The 16,694-nt window shown below is 71.0% G+C and carries 13 protein-coding genes; 5 read left to right on the forward strand and 8 right to left on the reverse strand.

Annotation, left to right across the window (positions count from 1 at the left end; translation table 11 throughout):
- Window positions 1-5 precede the first annotated feature (5 nt).
- Together OG780_RS16050 and OG780_RS16055 are read left to right on the forward strand one after the other, a co-directional pair.
- Window positions 6-668: a TetR/AcrR family transcriptional regulator gene (locus tag OG780_RS16050; protein ID WP_328448794.1), complete on the forward strand. Its 663-nt coding sequence runs from the start codon at window positions 6-8 to the stop codon at window positions 666-668.
- Between the two features lie 4 nt (window positions 669-672).
- Entirely contained in the window at window positions 673-1,398 is a 726-nt protein-coding gene (locus tag OG780_RS16055; protein WP_328448796.1) for a Mut7-C RNAse domain-containing protein, read from the forward strand.
- A gap of 30 nt (window positions 1,399-1,428) precedes the next feature.
- Here the strand turns inward: OG780_RS16055 and OG780_RS16060 are convergent, their stop codons facing one another.
- The 6 genes from OG780_RS16060 to OG780_RS16085 all read right to left on the reverse strand — a co-directional run bounded on the left by OG780_RS16060 (window position 1,429) and on the right by OG780_RS16085 (window position 10,748).
- Complete coding sequence (locus OG780_RS16060) at window positions 1,429-3,693, reverse strand: galactose oxidase early set domain-containing protein (protein WP_328458160.1); 2,265 nt, start codon at window positions 3,691-3,693, stop codon at window positions 1,429-1,431.
- Window positions 3,694-3,836: 143 nt separating this feature from the next.
- Window positions 3,837-5,042, reverse strand: a complete 1,206-nt coding sequence (locus tag OG780_RS16065; RefSeq protein ID WP_328448798.1) for a glycosyltransferase family 2 protein — start codon at window positions 5,040-5,042, stop codon at window positions 3,837-3,839.
- Window positions 5,039-6,706, reverse strand: coding sequence for an ArnT family glycosyltransferase (locus OG780_RS16070; protein ID WP_328448800.1), 1,668 nt, complete (start codon window positions 6,704-6,706; stop codon window positions 5,039-5,041). The genes OG780_RS16065 and OG780_RS16070 overlap by 4 nt, the downstream gene beginning before the upstream one ends.
- On the reverse strand, window positions 6,703-7,965 hold the full coding sequence (locus tag OG780_RS16075) for a glycosyltransferase (RefSeq protein WP_326785811.1): 1,263 nt from the start codon (window positions 7,963-7,965) through the stop codon (window positions 6,703-6,705). The genes OG780_RS16070 and OG780_RS16075 overlap by 4 nt, the downstream gene beginning before the upstream one ends.
- Before the next feature lie 181 nt (window positions 7,966-8,146).
- Window positions 8,147-10,183: a thioredoxin domain-containing protein gene (locus tag OG780_RS16080; RefSeq protein ID WP_328448802.1), complete on the reverse strand. Its 2,037-nt coding sequence runs from the start codon at window positions 10,181-10,183 to the stop codon at window positions 8,147-8,149.
- On the reverse strand, window positions 10,164-10,748 hold the full coding sequence (locus tag OG780_RS16085) for an ArsR/SmtB family transcription factor (protein WP_328448804.1): 585 nt from the start codon (window positions 10,746-10,748) through the stop codon (window positions 10,164-10,166). Before OG780_RS16085 ends, OG780_RS16080 begins: the two co-directional genes overlap by 20 nt.
- A gap of 92 nt (window positions 10,749-10,840) precedes the next feature.
- Here OG780_RS16085 and OG780_RS16090 point away from each other — a divergent pair, with 92 nt between their 5' ends.
- Both OG780_RS16090 and OG780_RS16095 read left to right on the forward strand, forming a co-directional pair.
- On the forward strand, window positions 10,841-11,302 hold the full coding sequence (locus tag OG780_RS16090; protein ID WP_328448806.1) for a hypothetical protein: 462 nt from the start codon (window positions 10,841-10,843) through the stop codon (window positions 11,300-11,302).
- Window positions 11,303-11,380: 78 nt separating this feature from the next.
- Window positions 11,381-14,575, forward strand: coding sequence for a tetratricopeptide repeat protein (locus OG780_RS16095; protein WP_328448808.1), 3,195 nt, complete (start codon window positions 11,381-11,383; stop codon window positions 14,573-14,575).
- A 284-nt stretch (window positions 14,576-14,859) separates the two neighbouring features.
- Here the strand turns inward: OG780_RS16095 and OG780_RS16100 are convergent, their stop codons facing one another.
- Together OG780_RS16100 and mca are read right to left on the reverse strand one after the other, a co-directional pair.
- Window positions 14,860-15,111, reverse strand: coding sequence for a hypothetical protein (locus OG780_RS16100; RefSeq protein WP_328448810.1), 252 nt, complete (start codon window positions 15,109-15,111; stop codon window positions 14,860-14,862).
- On the reverse strand, window positions 15,104-15,985 hold the full coding sequence (mca, locus tag OG780_RS16105; RefSeq protein ID WP_328448812.1) for a mycothiol conjugate amidase Mca: 882 nt from the start codon (window positions 15,983-15,985) through the stop codon (window positions 15,104-15,106). Before mca ends, OG780_RS16100 begins: the two co-directional genes overlap by 8 nt.
- Before the next feature lie 150 nt (window positions 15,986-16,135).
- On the opposite strand from mca, the gene OG780_RS16110 reads away from it, so the two are divergent.
- Window positions 16,136-16,534 carry a DUF4307 domain-containing protein gene (locus OG780_RS16110; protein ID WP_328448814.1) on the forward strand — a complete coding sequence of 133 codons (399 nt, stop codon included), beginning with the start codon at window positions 16,136-16,138 and terminating at the stop codon, window positions 16,532-16,534.
- The last annotated feature ends 160 nt before the right edge of the window (window positions 16,535-16,694 follow it).

Raw genomic sequence — 16,694 nt, forward strand, 5'->3', positions numbered from 1 at the left:
AAACCATGGCCGCCACCACTCAGAGTTCCGCTCCCGCCGCGGAGCCCCAGCCGGGGCTCCGCGAGCGGAAGAAGATCAAGACCCGCATCGCGATCCGCGAGGCGACGTACCGGCTGATCGAGGAGCAGGGGTACGACGCGACGACGGTCGAGCAGATCGCGGAGGCGGCCGAGGTCTCCCCGTCCACGGTGTTCCGCTACTTCCCGACCAAGGAGGACATCGTCCTCACGGACGAGTACGACCCGCTCCTCGAACAGGAACTGCGGGAACGCCCCGCGGACGAGCCGTGGTTCGATTCCTTGCGCCATGTGATCAGGAAGGCCATCGGCGCCGGCAGCTCCGAGGACCCCGAGATCAGCCGGCTCCGGACGCGGCTGATGGTCGAGGTCCCCGCGGTGCGTTCCCGGATGATGGAGAGCATGTCCGTCACCGGGCGGCTGCTGAGCCGGGTCATCGGGGAGCGCTCCGGCCGGGACCCGGACAGCCTGGAGGTCCGGGTCTTCGCGATGTCGCTCATCGGCGGGCTGATGGAGACCTCCATGTACTGGGCCGAGACCGGGCAGGGGGACGACCTCGCCGATCTCGTCGAGCGGACCGTGAACGTCATGGAGCACGGTCTGCCGCCGCGAAACCCGGGGGACCGGGGCGCACCCCGCATGACATCCTGACCGCGTGAACGGACCGGAGATCCACATCGAATTCGCCCCCGAACTGGGGCTGTTCGTCCCGCACGCCCGCCGCCGCGGGGTCACCCCCGCCGGCACCGACGGCTCCTCCACCCTCGGCCATGTCGTCGAGTCGCTGGGCGTCCCGCTCACCGAGGTCGGCGCCCTGGTCGTGGACGGGCGCGAGGTGCCCTTCTCGCACATCCCGGCGGCCGGCGAGTCCGTGCGGGTCCGCGCCGTCGAACGCCCGCAGCGGGTCCCCGGCGCGCCGCTGCGCTTCCTCCTGGACGTCCATCTCGGCACCCTGGCCCGCCGGATGCGGCTGCTCGGCGTCGACACGGCGTACGAGTCCACCGACATCGGCGACCCGGCGCTCGCCGCCCGTTCGGCGGCCGAGCGGCGCGTCCTGCTCAGCCGCGACCGCGGGCTGCTGCACCGCCGCGAACTGTGGGCCGGCGGCTTCGTCTACAGCACCCAGCCCGACGACCAACTCCGTGACGTCCTGGGCCGGTTCGCGCCCGAGCTGAAACCCTGGTCGCGCTGCACGGCGTGCAACGGCCTGCTCGCGGAGGCCACCAAGGAACAGGTCGCGGACCAGCTGGAGAGCGGCACCGAGCGGTCGTACGACGTCTTCGCGCAGTGCGGCGAGTGCGGACGCGCCTACTGGAAGGGCGCGCACCACGACCGGCTGGAGACCGTCGTGGAGCGCGCCCTCGCGGAGTTCGGGGCCTGAAGGACAGGCCCCGGAGCCCGCGGATGACACCTAACGCCTGATCAGATCCTTTGCCCCGCAGGCCAACCCGTCCCCGCTGGGGTCGAGTCCGAGCGGATCGTCCTTGCCGTTGATCCTCAGCCGCCCGTAGTCGTTCTTCTTCAGCCAGGCGCAGCGGGAGGCCGTCGTCTTCCTCACCCCCTCCGGGAAGACGGTCGGCACACAGACGTTGATCGTGCCGTAGTGGCGGTCGCAGCCCGAGATGGTCGTGGACACCTTCTGCGAGGTCCGCTTCCTGCCCGGCTCGGTGACCGTGCCCTCGGGGGAGTCGGCGAAGGCGTGGACGTGCGCCGAGACGGTGTCCGCGGCGAGCGCCGACGGGCCCTGCAGATGCACCCACCTGGCCACCGACGGAACGCCGTTGGCGTCGACCGCGAAGAGCATGTACCAGCCGGGCGGCGCCAGGTTGGGGTTGCTCGTCACGTTGAGGTCGACGTTGTTGCCGTCCACGCTCAGCGGCAGGTCCACGAACCGCTGGTTGGGGTCGGAGGAGTGGGTCACGGCGGCCGGCCGGATCAACTCCGCCTTCACGACGGGCCGGTCGACCGTGATGCGCTGCGTGTCCCCGTACACCCACTCGTTGTCGATCACCGAGGTGATCGTCGGGCGGGTGCCCTTGAGGAGGTACGGCGGGGTGTAGATGGACACGTCGTGGTTCCAGGTGCCGTTGCCCGGGTTGTCACCGGTGGCCATCACGCGGCCGTCGGGCAGCAGGAACGCGGAGGAGTGGTAGCCGCGCGCCTCCGGGTCGGCGGCCACCGGGTCGAAGGACGAGGTCGCCGGGTCGAAGAGCGACGCCTCGAAGACCGGGTCGGCGCGGTTGTGCAGTCCGCCGCCCGTCTCCAGGACCTTCCCGTCGGGCAGCAGTACCGCCGAGACGTACATCTTGCCCTGGCTGCCGGTCTGGGCGACCTTGCCGTTGCCGAGGTCCACCGTGCCCTGCGGGATCGGCGGGCCCATCGTGTACGCCGGGTCGGCGGCCTTGAGGTCGATGATGTCGGTGAGCCGGTTCGCGGCCGGGTTCGAGTCGATGTTGCCGCCGCCGAGGGTGAGGACCTTCTGGTCCTGCGCGGGAGGCAGCAGCACGCTCGCGGACTGGTCGCGCTCGTCCTTGTTCTGCAGGCCGGGGACCGCGGTCTGGGTGTTGGCGTCGTAGTCGTAGATCGCCGAGCCGGTGCCCGGGGTGCCGTTGCCGAAGACATGGCTGCCCGAGTAGAAGAGCCGGCCGTCCTGCATCAGGATCATCGACGGGTACAGGCCCCAGAACGACCACGTCTGGTTGACCTGCCACAGCGGCAGCCACTGCTGCTGGGCGTTCGACCAGCGCTCGGCCGTCACCGAACCCGACGAGTCCTCGCGCAGACCGCCGAACGAGATGATGTCGCCGTTGCCCAGCTCGGTCGCCGACGGATACCAGTGACCGTCGTTGAGATCGTTCGTCTTGCTGTACGTCTCGGTGACCGGGTCGAAGACGTACGAGTCCTTGTACCCCTCGTACCCGTGCCCGCCCACGACCGGGAAGGCCTTGTTGCCGCTCATCACCAGCACCCGCCCGTCGGCGAGCTGGACGTGCCCGGCGCAGAACATGTCCTTGGGGGTGGGGATCACCTTGTACGAGCCGGTCGCCGGGTTGTAGACCGCCGATGTGAAGGTGCCCGCGGCGAAGTTCTCCTCGCTGTTCCCGGAGCCCGCGATCAGCAGCACCTTGCCGTTGTTGAGGACGACGGAGTGCATGGAGCGGACCGGGTTCTGGGTCGGCAGGACCGTCCACTTCCCGTTCGCGCACTCCTCGGCCGTGCCCGTGCAGGTGGCCGGCGGAACGGGGTCGGAGACCTGTTCCATCGTGTAGTCGTCGGTGGTCGCGGAGCCCGTGCCGTACACGGAGACACCCCAGGTGACGCGGTCGGTGCCCGCCGGGACGGCCGGGGTGCGCACCGTCGCCCGCGTCCAGGCCCCCGCCATGTCCAGGGTCTTGAGGTCGGTCCAGTACTGCCAGCCCGCCGTGGTGTCGTGCCGGAAGAGCGTGATCGCCGCGTCGGGGGTCGTCGTCCTGTAGTAGAGCCCGAGGTCGTACTGCTTGCCCACGGTGACCACCGGCGCGCACGCGGCGGACTCGGTGATCAGCGCCTTGCGGTCGCCGTCGACCCGGCGGGTCAGCGTCACCTTCATGGCCTTGGAACCGGAATGGGCGTCGGTCACGGTCGCGAAGGTGAAGTCGTTGTCGCCCCAGCCGGACTTCTCCCAGCAGGACGGCATGCCGTCCGTGCCGTCGGTCTCGAAGCCCGGGTTCGTGACGAGGTTGGCGGCGGACGCGGGCTGCGGTGACACGAGCAGCAGTCCGGCGGCCAGACCTGTCACGGCCAGGAGTGACGTCCTGCGTCGCGGTCTCACCCGGAATCTCACACGGTCCTCCTCGCGGTACGGCCTCCGCGCCCGCTCTCGCGGCTGCGGCGCGGCAGGTAGACCAGCGCTTCGGTGCCGGCGAAGCGCAGAACGAACGTCGTCACCAGGGCCAGTGCCGTGGCGGACAGGGCGCCCATGGCGAAGCGGTCGACGAAGAGCGTGATCAGCGGGATGCGCAGCAGCAGGTCGGCGTTGGCGAGCAGCGCGAACCGGCCCATGCGGTCCCAGCGGTTGCGGTGCTTGCGTCGCTCCCGGAACAGCAGATGCTCGATCAGCAGGAAGTTCCAGGCCACGCCGAGCTGGTTGGCGAGGATCTCCGCCGGTACGTAGTGCAGTCCGGCGGCCGTGAGGGCGTACAGCCCGAGCAGGTTCGGCACGAAACCGGTGGCGCCGATCAGCCCGAAGACCACCATGCGGGCCACCGGCGAGGCGGTGCGCAGCCCGACGAGATGGCGCAGGAACCGGAAGCCCTCCCGTGCGCTCGACTTGGACTCTCCCGCGAAGCGGTCCTGGAAGACGAACGGCACCTCGGTGACCTGGCGGGGACGACTGCGTACGGCGAGTTCGAGCAGGATCTTGTAGCCGAGCGGCCGCAGGACCTCGGCGGTCACCGCGCTGCGCCGGATCGCGAAGAACCCGCTCATCGGATCGCTGATGCCCCGCAGCCTGCGCGGGAAGAGCGACTTGGTCAGCCACGTCGCGCCGCGCGACACCGCGATCCGGTAGCCGCCCGCGAGCCCTTCCCGGCTGCCGCCCTTGATGTACCGGCTCGCGACCACGAGGCCCGCGTTCGCACGCTCCCCCGAGGCGATCAACTCCGGTATCAGGGAAGGCGGGTGCTGGCAGTCCCCGTCCATGACGACGATCCACTGGGAGGTCGCCGCCTTCAGCCCCTCCACGACCGCGCCGCCGAGCCCGCCCTCGGGCGTCTCGCGGTGCAGCACGGTCACCGGGAACGGACAGTCCCGCGCGGCCTCGGTGATCACCTCGGGGGTGTCGTCGGTGGAGTCGTCCACGAAGACGACCTCGCAGGGCAGCCGGGCCGGCACCGACTCGGTGATCTGCCGCAGCAACTGCCGTATGTTCGCCGACTCGTTGAAGGTCGGTACGACGACGGTGACGGCGCCCGGCTCCGGGACCTCGGCGGCGCGTACGGCCGGATCGGCCAGTTCCTGCGGTGCGGTGCTCTCGAAGCTGCTCATCGATCGCCTCCGGAAGAACGGACGGTGGTGGTGGTGTCGTTGTCGTCGATCCGCCGGATCTCGACGCGGTCCTGGCCCGTGCCGAACGTGGCGACAGGCCTGGAGTGCTCCATCGCGGCCTTCACGTTCGGCAGGTCGGGCGCGTCACGCCGTACCGTCGGGGAGGCGACCACGTAGTCGAGGTCCTTCCAGCCCCGCGGCATCGTCTTGGTGACCGCGGGGTCGAGGTCGGCCTTGTAGAACCAGATGACGCCGAGGCCCGGCCGGTAGCCGTCGTGCACGAGGTCGAGCCAGAGCGCGTCGTCGACCAGGACCCGGGTGTCCCCGGGGTCCTTCACCTCGGTCCTCAGCCATGAGGAGGCCGCCCGGTAGGGGGCGTTGGCGTCGGCCGTCATGGCGGTGCGGTCACCGTCGTACCAGCGGGGCACGACATAGGCGCCCGCGGCCACCACCAGCACCGCGGCCAGCCCGCGCCGCCCCCAGGTCACATATGTCCGCTCCTGCTCGGTCCGCCATCTGCGCAGCACGGCGTGGGCCACGCTCGCGGTGCCTCCGGCGAGGACGAGGGCGAGGAAGGGGAGCGCCTGGATCACGTACATCGCGGGCAGGTATCCGCTCGGGCGCAGCGCCACCACGGCGAGGACCGCCACGGTGAGCGCGGGTCCGGCCAGGGCGCGGGCCGTCACCGACCAGCGGAACGTGACCAGGAGCAGCAGCGCGCCCGCGAGTCCGCCGAGCGGCAGGATCCGGTCGTAGTACAGCCAGGAATGGAGGACCCCGTACGAGCCGGTGCCGCGTTCCAGGACGAATCCGGAACCGGGGCGGCTCATCTGGTAGGTGATGCCCTCCCAGAGCGAGACATGTCCTCCGCCGGGGAACAACTCGCCTTTGAGCAGGGCGAAGAGCGGATACGCGGCGCCGATCAGCACGCATGCCGTGACGGCCCCGGTGAGCGCGAACTTGCGGGTGTCGCGGTGGCTGTGCCGCCACATCGTGACGAACAGCGCGGGCAGGATGACGAGCATCGTCTCCTTGGTCAGCACGGCGGCGGCGGCCGCGAGGCCCGCGCCGAAGTGGTGCCAGAGATGACGGCTCGGCGAGGCCGCCAGGCAGAACGCGAGCAGCGTCCACATCACCGCGATGTTGTCGAGGAAGATCTCCCGCTGGAGCACGACCGAGAGCGGGGAGAGCCCGAAGAGGACCATCGCGAGCCCCGCCGCCCACCGCGGCAGCGACAGCCGGCGCGCGAGGACGTACAGCAGAACCGCGCTCACCGCGCTGACCACGAGCATCGCGAAGCGCATCGAGCCCACCGTCATCAGGGACGGGCTGATGTGCGCGGGGATCCAGGTCAGCAGGGCTATCTGGATCCAGCCGAGCGGCGGATGGTCGTACCAGTACGTGTAGTGGGCCAGGCCCTTGCCGTGCTGGACGGCCCAGGCCTGGGCGAGGTAGGTGCCCTCGTCGTCGCTGAGGGCCGGATAGGCGGAGATGTTCCAGCCCTGCACGAGGAGGATCGCGGCGAGCAGCACCGCGCACAGGATCAGATCGGCGCGCGAGCCGCGAAATCGCGGTGCCGCGGTGGACATCGGGACGATTTCGGGCGCAGGAGGCCGCTGCGCGGGGACCGTGGGTGTGGTCGCCGCGGGAAGGGTGGAGGTCACGCGGGAACGTCCTCTCGGATCGCGTCGGTGAGATGAGCGCCGACGTGACTGGTCAGCTCCCAGTCGTTGCGGCCCCGTTGCTCACGCCAGACGGCGCGCACGGCGGCACCCGCCAGCAGCACCTGGTAGAAGGGGCCGCCGACGACGAGCTTCAGGTAGTGCACGAAGCGCACGCGAAGCCCGTACTGCTTGCCGAAGTCGTGCAGCCCGACGAGTTCGAAGACGAAGGTGACCAGGGCGGTCACGGCCGGCAGGAACGTGACGAAGGCGATCCCGACGGGCACGTCGAGGAAGAGGGCGACCGCCACGTTGAGCGGGATGATCACCCCGGAGACCGCCTGGAGGTACGGCGTCATCAGCGTGTAGCGGGCGAGCAGCCGCTGCCCGAAGGTGGGCAGTTGTCTCCAGTCGCGCTTGCGGTAGACCTGGAGGAAGCCCTGGTTCCACCGGGTCCGCTGCTTGAGCAGCGACACGAGCGAGCCGGGAGTCTCCTCCTTGGTCACCATGTCGGAGTCGTACGCGACGACGACCTTCTTGCCGACGCTGGACAGCCGTACGCCCAGGTCGCAGTCCTCCGCCAGGCAGTCGGGGTCCCATCCGCCCGCCTCCCGCAGGACCTCCGTCCGCACGAAGACGGTGTTGCCGCCGAGCGGTATGAACCCCTTCTGCGCGTGCAGATGAAGGCGCGAGCGGAACCAGAAGAAGTACTCCAGGCAGTTGCGCAGGCTGTACCAGCTGGAGTGGAAGTTGATGAGCTGCACCCCGCCCTGGACGACGTCCGCGCCCGTCGTGCGGAACGCGTGGTCGACGTGGGCCAGCAGCTCCGGATGCACCTGGTCCTCGGCGTCGAAGACCCCGACCACATCGCCGCGGCAGTGCGGCAGTGCGGTGTTCATGGCCTTCGGCTTGTTCTTCGTCTCGTGGTGGTCGACGACGACCCGCACCCGCGGGTCGCGTGCCTCCGCGCTCCGGGCCACCTCCGCGGTCTCCGGATCGTCGTGACCCACGATCACGACGATCTCGAAGTCGGTGTGGCCGGATTCCAGCAGTCGCTGGATGGTGTGGTCGAGCACCGCCTGCTCGTGCCGCGCGGGCAGCAGCAGCGAGAAGGACAGGCTCTCACCCCCGTCCGGACTGCTGAACCGGGTGGAAGCCAGCACTTCGGGCGTACGCCACGCGTGCATCTGCCACCACAGGGTGAAGGCAGCCATGCAGAAGAGTGCCAGTGAGACGGCAGTGATGAAGACAGACGTCAGCAACAGATCCCCCCAGATCCCCAAACCCCCGTCGTGACAGCACGTCATGGCTGTCACGACCCCACGCAGAAGCTATGGGCGATCTGTGAAGGACACGGGTTGCCCCGATGAAGAGCGTGTTTCATCACGCTCGGTCAAATTGCCGAACAAATCGTTCTCTGGGGGCGTTTGGACCGGTTGGGGGTTACGTGTTTCGGCCGTTCAGGACCTCGCGAAGCCGGTCGGGATCGGTCGTCGGGATGTCGCAGACGAAGTTACGGCAGACGTACGCTGCCGGCTTCCCGTCCACCAGCGGGCGGCCGGCGAGCAGTGGCAGCTCCTCACTCTCCGGCACCCCCACCGCCACGACGGCTCCCGGCGCGGTGCCCAGAAGTGCCGAACGCCGCAGGGCCGTTGTGGCCGGATCGCTCTCCTCGCCCACCACCGCGACCTCCCGGGGACCGTCGAGCAGCGCCTCGGCCACCGCGAGCCCCCACCCGATGAAACGGGGCGCCCGGGGCCCCAGCGCCTTCACCACGCCGAGCGCCCGCTCGGCGGCGGTGCGATGGGGTTCCGCGCCGGTCTGCGCGCTGTACGACAGCAGCGCCCCGGCCGCCGCACTCCACCCCGAGGGCGTCGCGTTGTCGGTGGGATCCTGCGGGCGGCGGATCAGCCGCTCGGCGTCGGCCGCCGTGTCGTACAGCGCACCCGACTCGGCGTCCGTGAACTGCGCGAGGACATGGTCGAGCAGGAACCCGGCGAACTCCAGCCAGACCCCTTCCCCGGTCACGGACGTCAGCGCGAGGAAGCCCTCGGCGACGTCCGCGTAGTCCTCCAGCACCCCCGCGTGGGCGCCGGCCCGGCCGTCCTTGCTGGTACGGGCGAGGCGCGCCCGGTCGTCCATGTGCAGCCGTACGAGGAGGTCGGCGGCGCCGATCGCGGCCTCCACCAGGTCGGGGCGGCCGAAGTAGGCGCCGGTCTCCGCCAGGGCGGCCACCGCGAGCCCGTTCCAGGCGGCGACCACCTTGTCGTCGCGCCCCGGGGCGGGCCGCCCGGCCCGCGCCGCGAGCAGCCGCTCCCGTACCGAGGCGAGCCTCTCGGCGTCGAAGACCCCTTCCTGCTGCGGCAGTTGGAGCACAGAGGCCCCTTCCTCGAAGGTGCCCTCCTCGGTGACCCCGAAGTACCGCGCCGCGAACTCGGCGTCCGCGTCCCCGAGCACCTCACGCAACTGCGCCGGCGTCCACACGTAGTACGCGCCCTCGACGTGCCTGCCGGTGCCGTCGTCACTGTCGGCGTCGAGCGCCGAGGCGAACCCGCCCTCGTCGGTGCGCAGTTCGCGCACCAGGAAGTCCGCCGTCTCCAGCGCGACCCGCCGCGCGAGCTCGGACCCGGTGGAACGCCAGAGATGGGCGTAGACCCGGCAGAGGAGGGCGTTGTCATAGAGCATTTTTTCGAAGTGGGGGATCACCCAGTCCCGGTCGACGGAATAGCGGGCGAAGCCGCCGCCGAGCTGGTCGTAGAGACCGCCGCGCGCCATCCGCTCACAGGTGTCCACGGCCATCTGAAGCGCGCCTTCGGAACCGGTCCGCGCGTGGTGGCGCAGCAGGAACTCGATCACCATGGACGGCGGGAACTTGGGTGCACCGCCGAATCCGCCGCGCGCCGCGTCGTAGTCCCGGGTGAGCCCGAGCAGCGCGCCGGCCAGCTCCTCCTCGCCCGGCACCCGGCTGTCCCCGAAGGACATCTCCCGCTCGGCGAGATCCCGCGTGATCTTCCCGGCGACCTCGGCGACCTCGTCCCGCCGGTCGTTCCAGGCGGTCGACACACCCTCCAGCACCTGCCGGAAGGAGGCCATGCCGTGGCGCGGCTCGGGCGGGAAGTAGGTGCCGAAGTAGAAGGGCTCGGCGTCCGGGGTGAGGAACACGGTCATCGGCCAGCCGCCCTGCCCGGTCGCCGCCTGCACCGCCTCCATGTAGACGGCGTCGACGTCCGGCCGTTCCTCGCGGTCGACCTTGACGCTGACGAAGTGCTCGTTCAGATAGGCGGCGGTCGCCCCGTCCTCGAAGGACTCGTGGGCCATGACATGACACCAGTGGCAGCTGCTGTACCCGACGCTCAGCAGAACGGGCCGGTTGCTTCTGCGGGCCTCGTCGAAGGCCTCGGCCGACCACGGCCACCAGTCGACGGGGTTGTCGGCGTGCTGGAGCAGATACGGGGACGTCTCATGGGCCAGTCGGTTCACCCTGCCACTCTCCCACGGCGTCCGGGACGGCGTAGAAGCGCAGATGCACCGGGCGCGCCCCGTCGGGGGCGTCTTCACGAGCGTGGCCGTACCGGTCCAGGAGCGCCCGGTACTCGCGTACGAAGTCCAGGAGTTCTTCCCTGGTCATCCAGTTGCCGGAGCGCTGGACCTGGGCCCACCCCTCGGGCCCCGCGTACTCCTTGTGCGCCCGGAGGTACAGCCCGGTGTCCATCTCGATCCTCAGGCGCGCCACGCCCTCGGCGGCCGCGAGCTCCTCGGGGGCCATCGTGGCCGGATCGGGTGTGGTGTGACTGAACGGCAGGGCCCGCCACCAGCGTTCACGGCCGCCCGACTTCTCCGCGATCTCCTCGATCAGGTGCTGGTCGGCCAGCTTGCGCAGGTGGTAGCTGGTCGTGCCGGAGCTCTCGCCGAGTTCCCTGGCGAGCACGGTCGAGTTCGCCTCGCCGTGCCGGCCGAGGTAGTCGAGGATGCGGCGGCGCAGCGGGTTGCCGAGGGACTTGTACAGGGCGGTGCGTTCGAGACCGGTCAGCTCGGGGTCGGGCATACGGACACGGTATCCCCGACCCATCCCTTCCACAGAACTAGTTCTGCAGAATTTTCTTTGCAGAAATTCCTCTGTGGTCCTATCGTGGAGGCATGAAGACGAATCGCGCCGTGATGCGAAGCGACTGGGCTCTGGTGCTGCTCGGTGTCATCGCCGTGGCGCTCGTGCCGTGGATGGTGCTCCTCGTGCGGACGCTCCCGGCGAGCACCGAGGTGCGGAACTGGCAGGTGGCCTGGGCGGGACTCGACGTGCTGATGGCCACGGGCTGCGCGGCGACCGCCGTGCTGGGGCTGCGCCGCGATCCGCGCGCCCGGCTGACCGCCTCGGCGACGGCAGCCGTCGCGGTGCTCGACGCCTGGTTCGACATAACCACCGCGCAGCCGGGCGCCCCGCTGGTCCAGGCCCTGGCCTGCGCGGTGGCGGAGGCGGGGCTCGCCTGCGCCTGCGTGTTCCTCGCTCTCTCCAAAAGCCGCGCCCCACGCGATGAACAGCCGGAGCTCGTGCGTCCGAGGGGGCGGGCTCCGGAGTCCGGCGCCTTCGATCGCGGCGAATGATCGACGCCCCCTCGCGTTCGCGTCCCGGCCGAAGGACACTCGTAGGCCAGGGAGTTGCTGCCGGAGGGGGGACGTGACATGCGGGACGGCCATCGGGCGGAGGCCGAGCGGCTGTTGGTCCGGGCCGTCGAGGAGGAGGTGCGCCGCTCAGGGGGGCGTGCGGACGGGACCGCGTTACTGTCCCGGGCGCGGGCCTCGCTCGACGCGATGGCGGAGACGGCCGCCGAGGAGTACACGGCGTACACACGGGCGCTGGACGAGTCCGAGGCCGGACGGCTGACCTTCGGGCAGCGGTTCGCCCGCGAGGGATCCGGAACTCCCCTGCTGGTGGCCGCGGTCGGCGCGCTCGCCGCCGTCGCCTGCGACCTGGCCCTCGGCACCGGCGCCGGCACGGCCGTCGGCACCGGAGCGACGGTGGCCGTGGCGGGCGCGACGGCCACCGTCCTCAAGGTGACGGCCTCGCACGTACCCGCCGCGAGCCGCCGCGCCGGAGCCCTGGGGCAGCCCGGCGGCCCCGAGCAGCTGCGCCTCCAGTGGCTGACGGCCCTGGAGGTACGGGGCATCCGGCCGTTCCTCGACCAGCAGCGGGTGCTCAGCGCCACCACCGGCGCCAAGAAGGGCGCTCCCCAGCTGCGGCGCACCGACAAGAGCGCGGCCGCCCGCCGGCGCAGCGTGCTGGAGCATTCCTTCGGCCAGCTCCCGGAACAGGAGGGCCCGTTCACCGGGCGCCGCACCGAACTGTCGCGGATCGCGCAGTGGGTTCACGCGGCCCGCGCGAGCACGGAGACGAGACCGACGGTCGTCGTGCTGCACGGCGCCCCCGGCTCCGGCCGCAGCACCCTCGCGGTCCGGGCGGCGCACGCCCTCAAGGACCAGTTCCGCGGCGCGTGCGTGGTCGACCTGCGGAGCGACAGCCCGGACGATCCGCCGCTCACCACCCGCGACGCGCTCCTCCACCTGCTGAACCGGCTGGGCGCCCCGCGCGAACAGCTCCTCTTCCGCGAACGCTCCTCGCAGGACCAGCAGGTCAAACGACTGAGCGAGCTGTACCACCAGCATCTGACCGGCCTGCCCGTGACGATCGTGCTGGACGACGCGAGCGACGCCGAGCAGGTACGCACCCTGGTCCCCGAGCGCTCCGAGAGCCTGGTCCTGGTGACCGCGCGCAAACCCCTCGACCTGCCCGCCGGTCTTTCCGCCTGGGTGCACCAGCTCCCCGTGGAGGCACTGGACGCGGCGGGCTCCGAGGAGCTGCTGACCGCGGCGGCGCAGGACGCCTCCGGTCCGTACGACGCCGAATCCTCCGACCGGATACGGGAGTTGTGCGGCGGTCTGCCGCTGGCGCTGCGGGTCGCGGGCTCCTCGCTCGGCCCCCGCACCCCGCGCGCTCTCGCCGGCGACCTCGCGGCCTACGGCCCGGTGGAGCCCGTCGAACGGGTGCTGTGGCTGCGCTACACGGACCAGTCGGACACGGCGCGCCGGCTGCTGCGCCGGCTGGCCCTGGCCGGCCGGGCCTCGCTGGGTGCGGCAGCCGCGGCGTCCCTGCTCGCGACGGACGAACCCGAGGCCGTCCGTCATCTGACCGCGCTGTCCCGGGCGGGTCTGATCGACCACGTGCGCGGCAGCCGCTACCGCCTGCACGATCTCGTGCGGACCTTCGCGGCGGCCCGCCTCCTCGACGAGGAGGAGGCCTCGGAGCGCGCGGCGGCGCAGGAGCGGCTGATCGTGAACTACGCGGAACTCGCCGATTCGGTGATCCGCCTGGTGGACGGCAGGACGTCGACGCGCGCCGACCAGTTCGGGCCGCAGGGCTTCACCTCCCTGGACGCCGCGCTGCGCTGGCTGGACGACGAGTCGAGCTTCATCACGGCGGCCCTGCGGCACGCGGAGGGGGTGGACCAGGCGGCGGTGCTCCATCTGCTGGGCGCTCTGTGCGACTACTGCCTGCTGCGCGGCGATCTGTACCGGCTGGGCGAGATCAGCGAGCTGACCCAGGCCGTCGACCAGGGGCTCCTGGTCCGCTCGGTGCAGTGGCGCACCGGTATCGCGGCCCGCCAGCTCGGCGAGCTGGACAAGGCGCGGACGACCCTGGCCGCGGTGGTGGATCTCTATTTCGAGGCCCATCACGACGCGGGGGCCGCCAGGGCGCTGTGCTCCCTCGGCATCACGCTGCACCACCAGGGCACCCTCGTCGAGGCGGCGGCCAAGCTCCAGGAGGCCATGGACCTTCAGGCCTCACCCGAGCTGGCGGCCGACCGCGCCTGGACGATGCACGCGCTCGCGGCGGTGGAGCGCGACCGGTCCCGGCTCGGCCAGGCGCTGGGCCTCCTCACCGAGGCCCTGGTCCTGCACCGCGAGAGCGGCTCGGTGCACGGCGAGGCCTGGGCCCACTTCCAGCTCGGCCAGCTCGGGCTGCGCATGGGCGACGTACCGCGCGCCGAACGTGAACTGCGCGAGGCGCTCGATCTGTACGGCCGTACGCGCGACGCCCGTGGGGAGGCCTGGGCGCTCACCCAGCTCGCCCGCGCGAGACTCGTCGAGGGCGACCCGTCGGCCGCGGTCGACGGGCTGCGCCAGGCGGCCTCCCGGCACCGCGAGAACGAGGACGCGCGCGGCGAGGCCTGGACGGTGTACTACCTGGGCCAGTCCCTGGAGGAGACCGGCGACCTGGACCGGGCGGTGCGGGAGCTGGAGCGGTCGAGGACGATGTTCTCGCGCATGCGGGACGTCTACGGGCTGGCCTGCGCCCGTCACCACTCCGCCCGCGTGACCCGCGACCAGCGCGCCGCGCAGACGGGCTCCCTGCGGAACTCGGGCTTCGCCCGCCAGCTCCTCGTCGACGCCCGCGCGGACTTCCAGCGCATCGGGGTGGCTCACGGCGAGGCGTGGACGTGCCTGGAACTCGCCGTCGTCGACGCGGGCAACGCCCGCACCCGGCAGGCGCTGTCGCTGTGCGACGAGGCCGCCGGCCTGTTCGCCTCGTACGGCGACCGCCGCGGGGAGGACTGGGCCCGTTTCCTGCGCTGCACGCTGCTCCCCTACGCGGCGCCGGGCGGGCACGAGGTGGGCGCCGCCGTGGCCCTGGAGGAGCTGTCGCAGCTCTCGCGGGCCGGCCACTCCACCCGCGACGGCAGGCTGGACGACTTCATCGAGGCGTACCGGCTGCTGCTGGAGCGGGGAGTGGACCTGGACGCCGGCTGGCAGGCCTGGCGCCTGGGGATGGTGCCGGGACGACACGCCCGCGATGTGATGGGCGTGACCGTGACGACGTGACGTGACCGCGACGTGAGGCGGCCGGCCCCTCGGACGCACGCCGGAGCGGTCGGCCGGGGTTCCGGCCGGGCTTCCGGGCGCGCGCCGGAGCCCGGCGTGTGACCGGAAGGCCTCACACCGGGGTGCCGGTCATCGCTCACGGTTCCCGCGGGTCCGCGAGCTCCCGAGGGTCCACGGGGACCGGAGTTCCACGGGTCCACTGGTCACGGGTCCACGGGGGCCGGACGCACACGGGCGGCGCGCGCTCGGGCTCGGGCTCGGGCTCGGCCCCTCGCGGTGCCGGCTCAGCCCTTCGCGGGAGCGGTCTTCCCGCCGGGGCCGGAGCCGTCGGCGGGCGCCGCCTCGTTCTCGGGGTCCTGCTCGAAGGAGACCTTGCCCATGTGACGGCTCATGGACTTCATCAGGCCCCAGACGGCCAGGGCCATCACCGCGAAGACGATGAAGCCGAGGACGCCGGGGGTGACCTTGTTCTCGTCGACCTCCTTGGCGAGGGGGACGAGGTGCGTCAGTGCCAGGCTTGCGCTCATGTCAGGCATTGTCGCGGATGCCCGCAAAGAGGTCGGCCTCGGGGAGGGATGTGTCCACGAGGGACTTCGCGAGCTCGTACTCCTCGGTCGGCCAGACCTCCCGCTGGATGTCCATGGGGACCTTGAACCAGCCGCCGTCGGGGTCGATCTGCGTGGCGTGCGCGATCAGCGCCTTGTCACGGATCTCGAAGAAGTCCGCGCACGGAACGTGCGTGGTCAGCGTGCGCTCGGCGCGCTCGAACTCGCTCCAGCGCTTCAGCCAGTCCCCGTACGGCGACTCCATGCCGCGGTCCAGGAGCGCGTGGTGCAGCGCCTCGGTGCGCGGCCGGTTGAAGCCCTGGTTGTAGTACAGCTTCCGCGGCTGGAACGCCGGCCCGAACTCGGACTCCGGGTACTTCTCGGTGTCCGTCGCGCCCTCGAAGGCCACCATCGAGATCTTGTGGGTCATGATGTGGTCGGGGTGCGGGTAGCCGCCGTTCTCGTCGTACGTGGTGATCACCTGCGGGCGGAACGAGCGGATCTGCTTGACCAGCTCGCCGGCCGCCTTGTCGACGTCCTCCAGGGCGAAGCAGCCCTCGGGCAGCGGCGGCAGCGGGTCGCCCTCGGGCAGACCGGAGTCGACGAAGCCGAGCCACTCCTGCTTGACGCCGAGGATCTCGCGGGCCTCGTCCATCTCCTTCTTGCGTACCTCGTGGATGTTCTCCTCGATGTACTTGTCGCCCTGGAGCTTGGGATTGAGGATGGAGCCGCGCTCCCCGCCCGTGCAGGTCACGACCAGCACGTCCACCCCCTCGGACACGTACTTCGCCATGGTGGCCGCACCCTTGCTCGACTCGTCGTCGGGGTGGGCGTGCACGGCCATCAGTCGCAGCTGGTCAGTCAAGACTCAATCCTCGGTCGGTCGGCTGTCGCCTGAGTCGGTCGGCTGTCGGCGCCCGGCGTGATTCCGCGCTGCGGGCGGCTTCTATAGTGACGGAATCGGGGGGCGATTAATTCCGGGGTCCGGCTCTGGAACCCGGCCGAGAGGACGATCATGAGTACGGCGAGCACGTTGCCCGAGGGCCGGTACGGCCGCTCCGCGGACGAGCGGGCCGACCGGAAGCTCAGGGTCATCGGCGGTGTCCTGGGAGTCGCCCTGATCGGTGTGGTCGGCTGGTTCGGCTACGACTACATCGCCGGGTCCGAGATCAGCGCGCAGGTGATCACCTTCAAGGCGGTCTCGGACAGCGCGGTCGAGGTGCACCTGGAGGTGCACAAGGACGCCGGTACGAAGGGCTACTGCACGTTGCGTTCGCAGGCCGCCGACGGCCTCGAGGTGGGCCGCGCCGATTTCCGCTTCGACCAGGACTCCTCCCGCCTCGACAAGGTGGTCACCCTGCGTACGACGGCGCGGGGCACCACGGCGGAACTCCTCGGCTGCCACTCGGGCTGAGCGGCACCGCCGACCGGGGTCCGACGGCATCGGCCCAGGCGGCGTCACTCTGGGCAACCAGCGCCTGACCCTACGGCCAGGCTGCGGCTGACCTGCGTTGATGCAATTCTGATGTCTTATGTCCTCCCCTCGGAGCCGCTGAATTGTTAGGCTCGTGGTT

The sequence above is a fragment of the Streptomyces sp. NBC_00386 genome, assembly GCF_036063235.1.
In the GTDB taxonomy this organism is placed as follows: domain Bacteria; phylum Actinomycetota; class Actinomycetes; order Streptomycetales; family Streptomycetaceae; genus Streptomyces.

Bases quoted from the DNA above. Each gene is read 5' to 3' on its own strand.
- OG780_RS16050 (WP_328448794.1), top strand. From the start codon at position 6: ATGGCCGCCACCACTCAGAGTTCCGCTCCCGCCGCGGAGCCCCAGCCG.
- OG780_RS16060 (WP_328458160.1), bottom strand. From the start codon at position 3,693: ATGCCGTCCTGCTGGGAGAAGTCCGGCTGGGGCGACAACGACTTCACC.
- OG780_RS16065 (WP_328448798.1), bottom strand. From the start codon at position 5,042: ATGAGCAGCTTCGAGAGCACCGCACCGCAGGAACTGGCCGATCCGGCC.
- OG780_RS16085 (WP_328448804.1), bottom strand. From the start codon at position 10,748: ATGCCCGACCCCGAGCTGACCGGTCTCGAACGCACCGCCCTGTACAAG.
- OG780_RS16090 (WP_328448806.1), top strand. From the start codon at position 10,841: ATGAAGACGAATCGCGCCGTGATGCGAAGCGACTGGGCTCTGGTGCTG.
- OG780_RS16095 (WP_328448808.1), top strand. From the start codon at position 11,381: ATGCGGGACGGCCATCGGGCGGAGGCCGAGCGGCTGTTGGTCCGGGCC.
- OG780_RS16100 (WP_328448810.1), bottom strand. From the start codon at position 15,111: ATGCCTGACATGAGCGCAAGCCTGGCACTGACGCACCTCGTCCCCCTC.
- OG780_RS16110 (WP_328448814.1), top strand. From the start codon at position 16,136: ATGAGTACGGCGAGCACGTTGCCCGAGGGCCGGTACGGCCGCTCCGCG.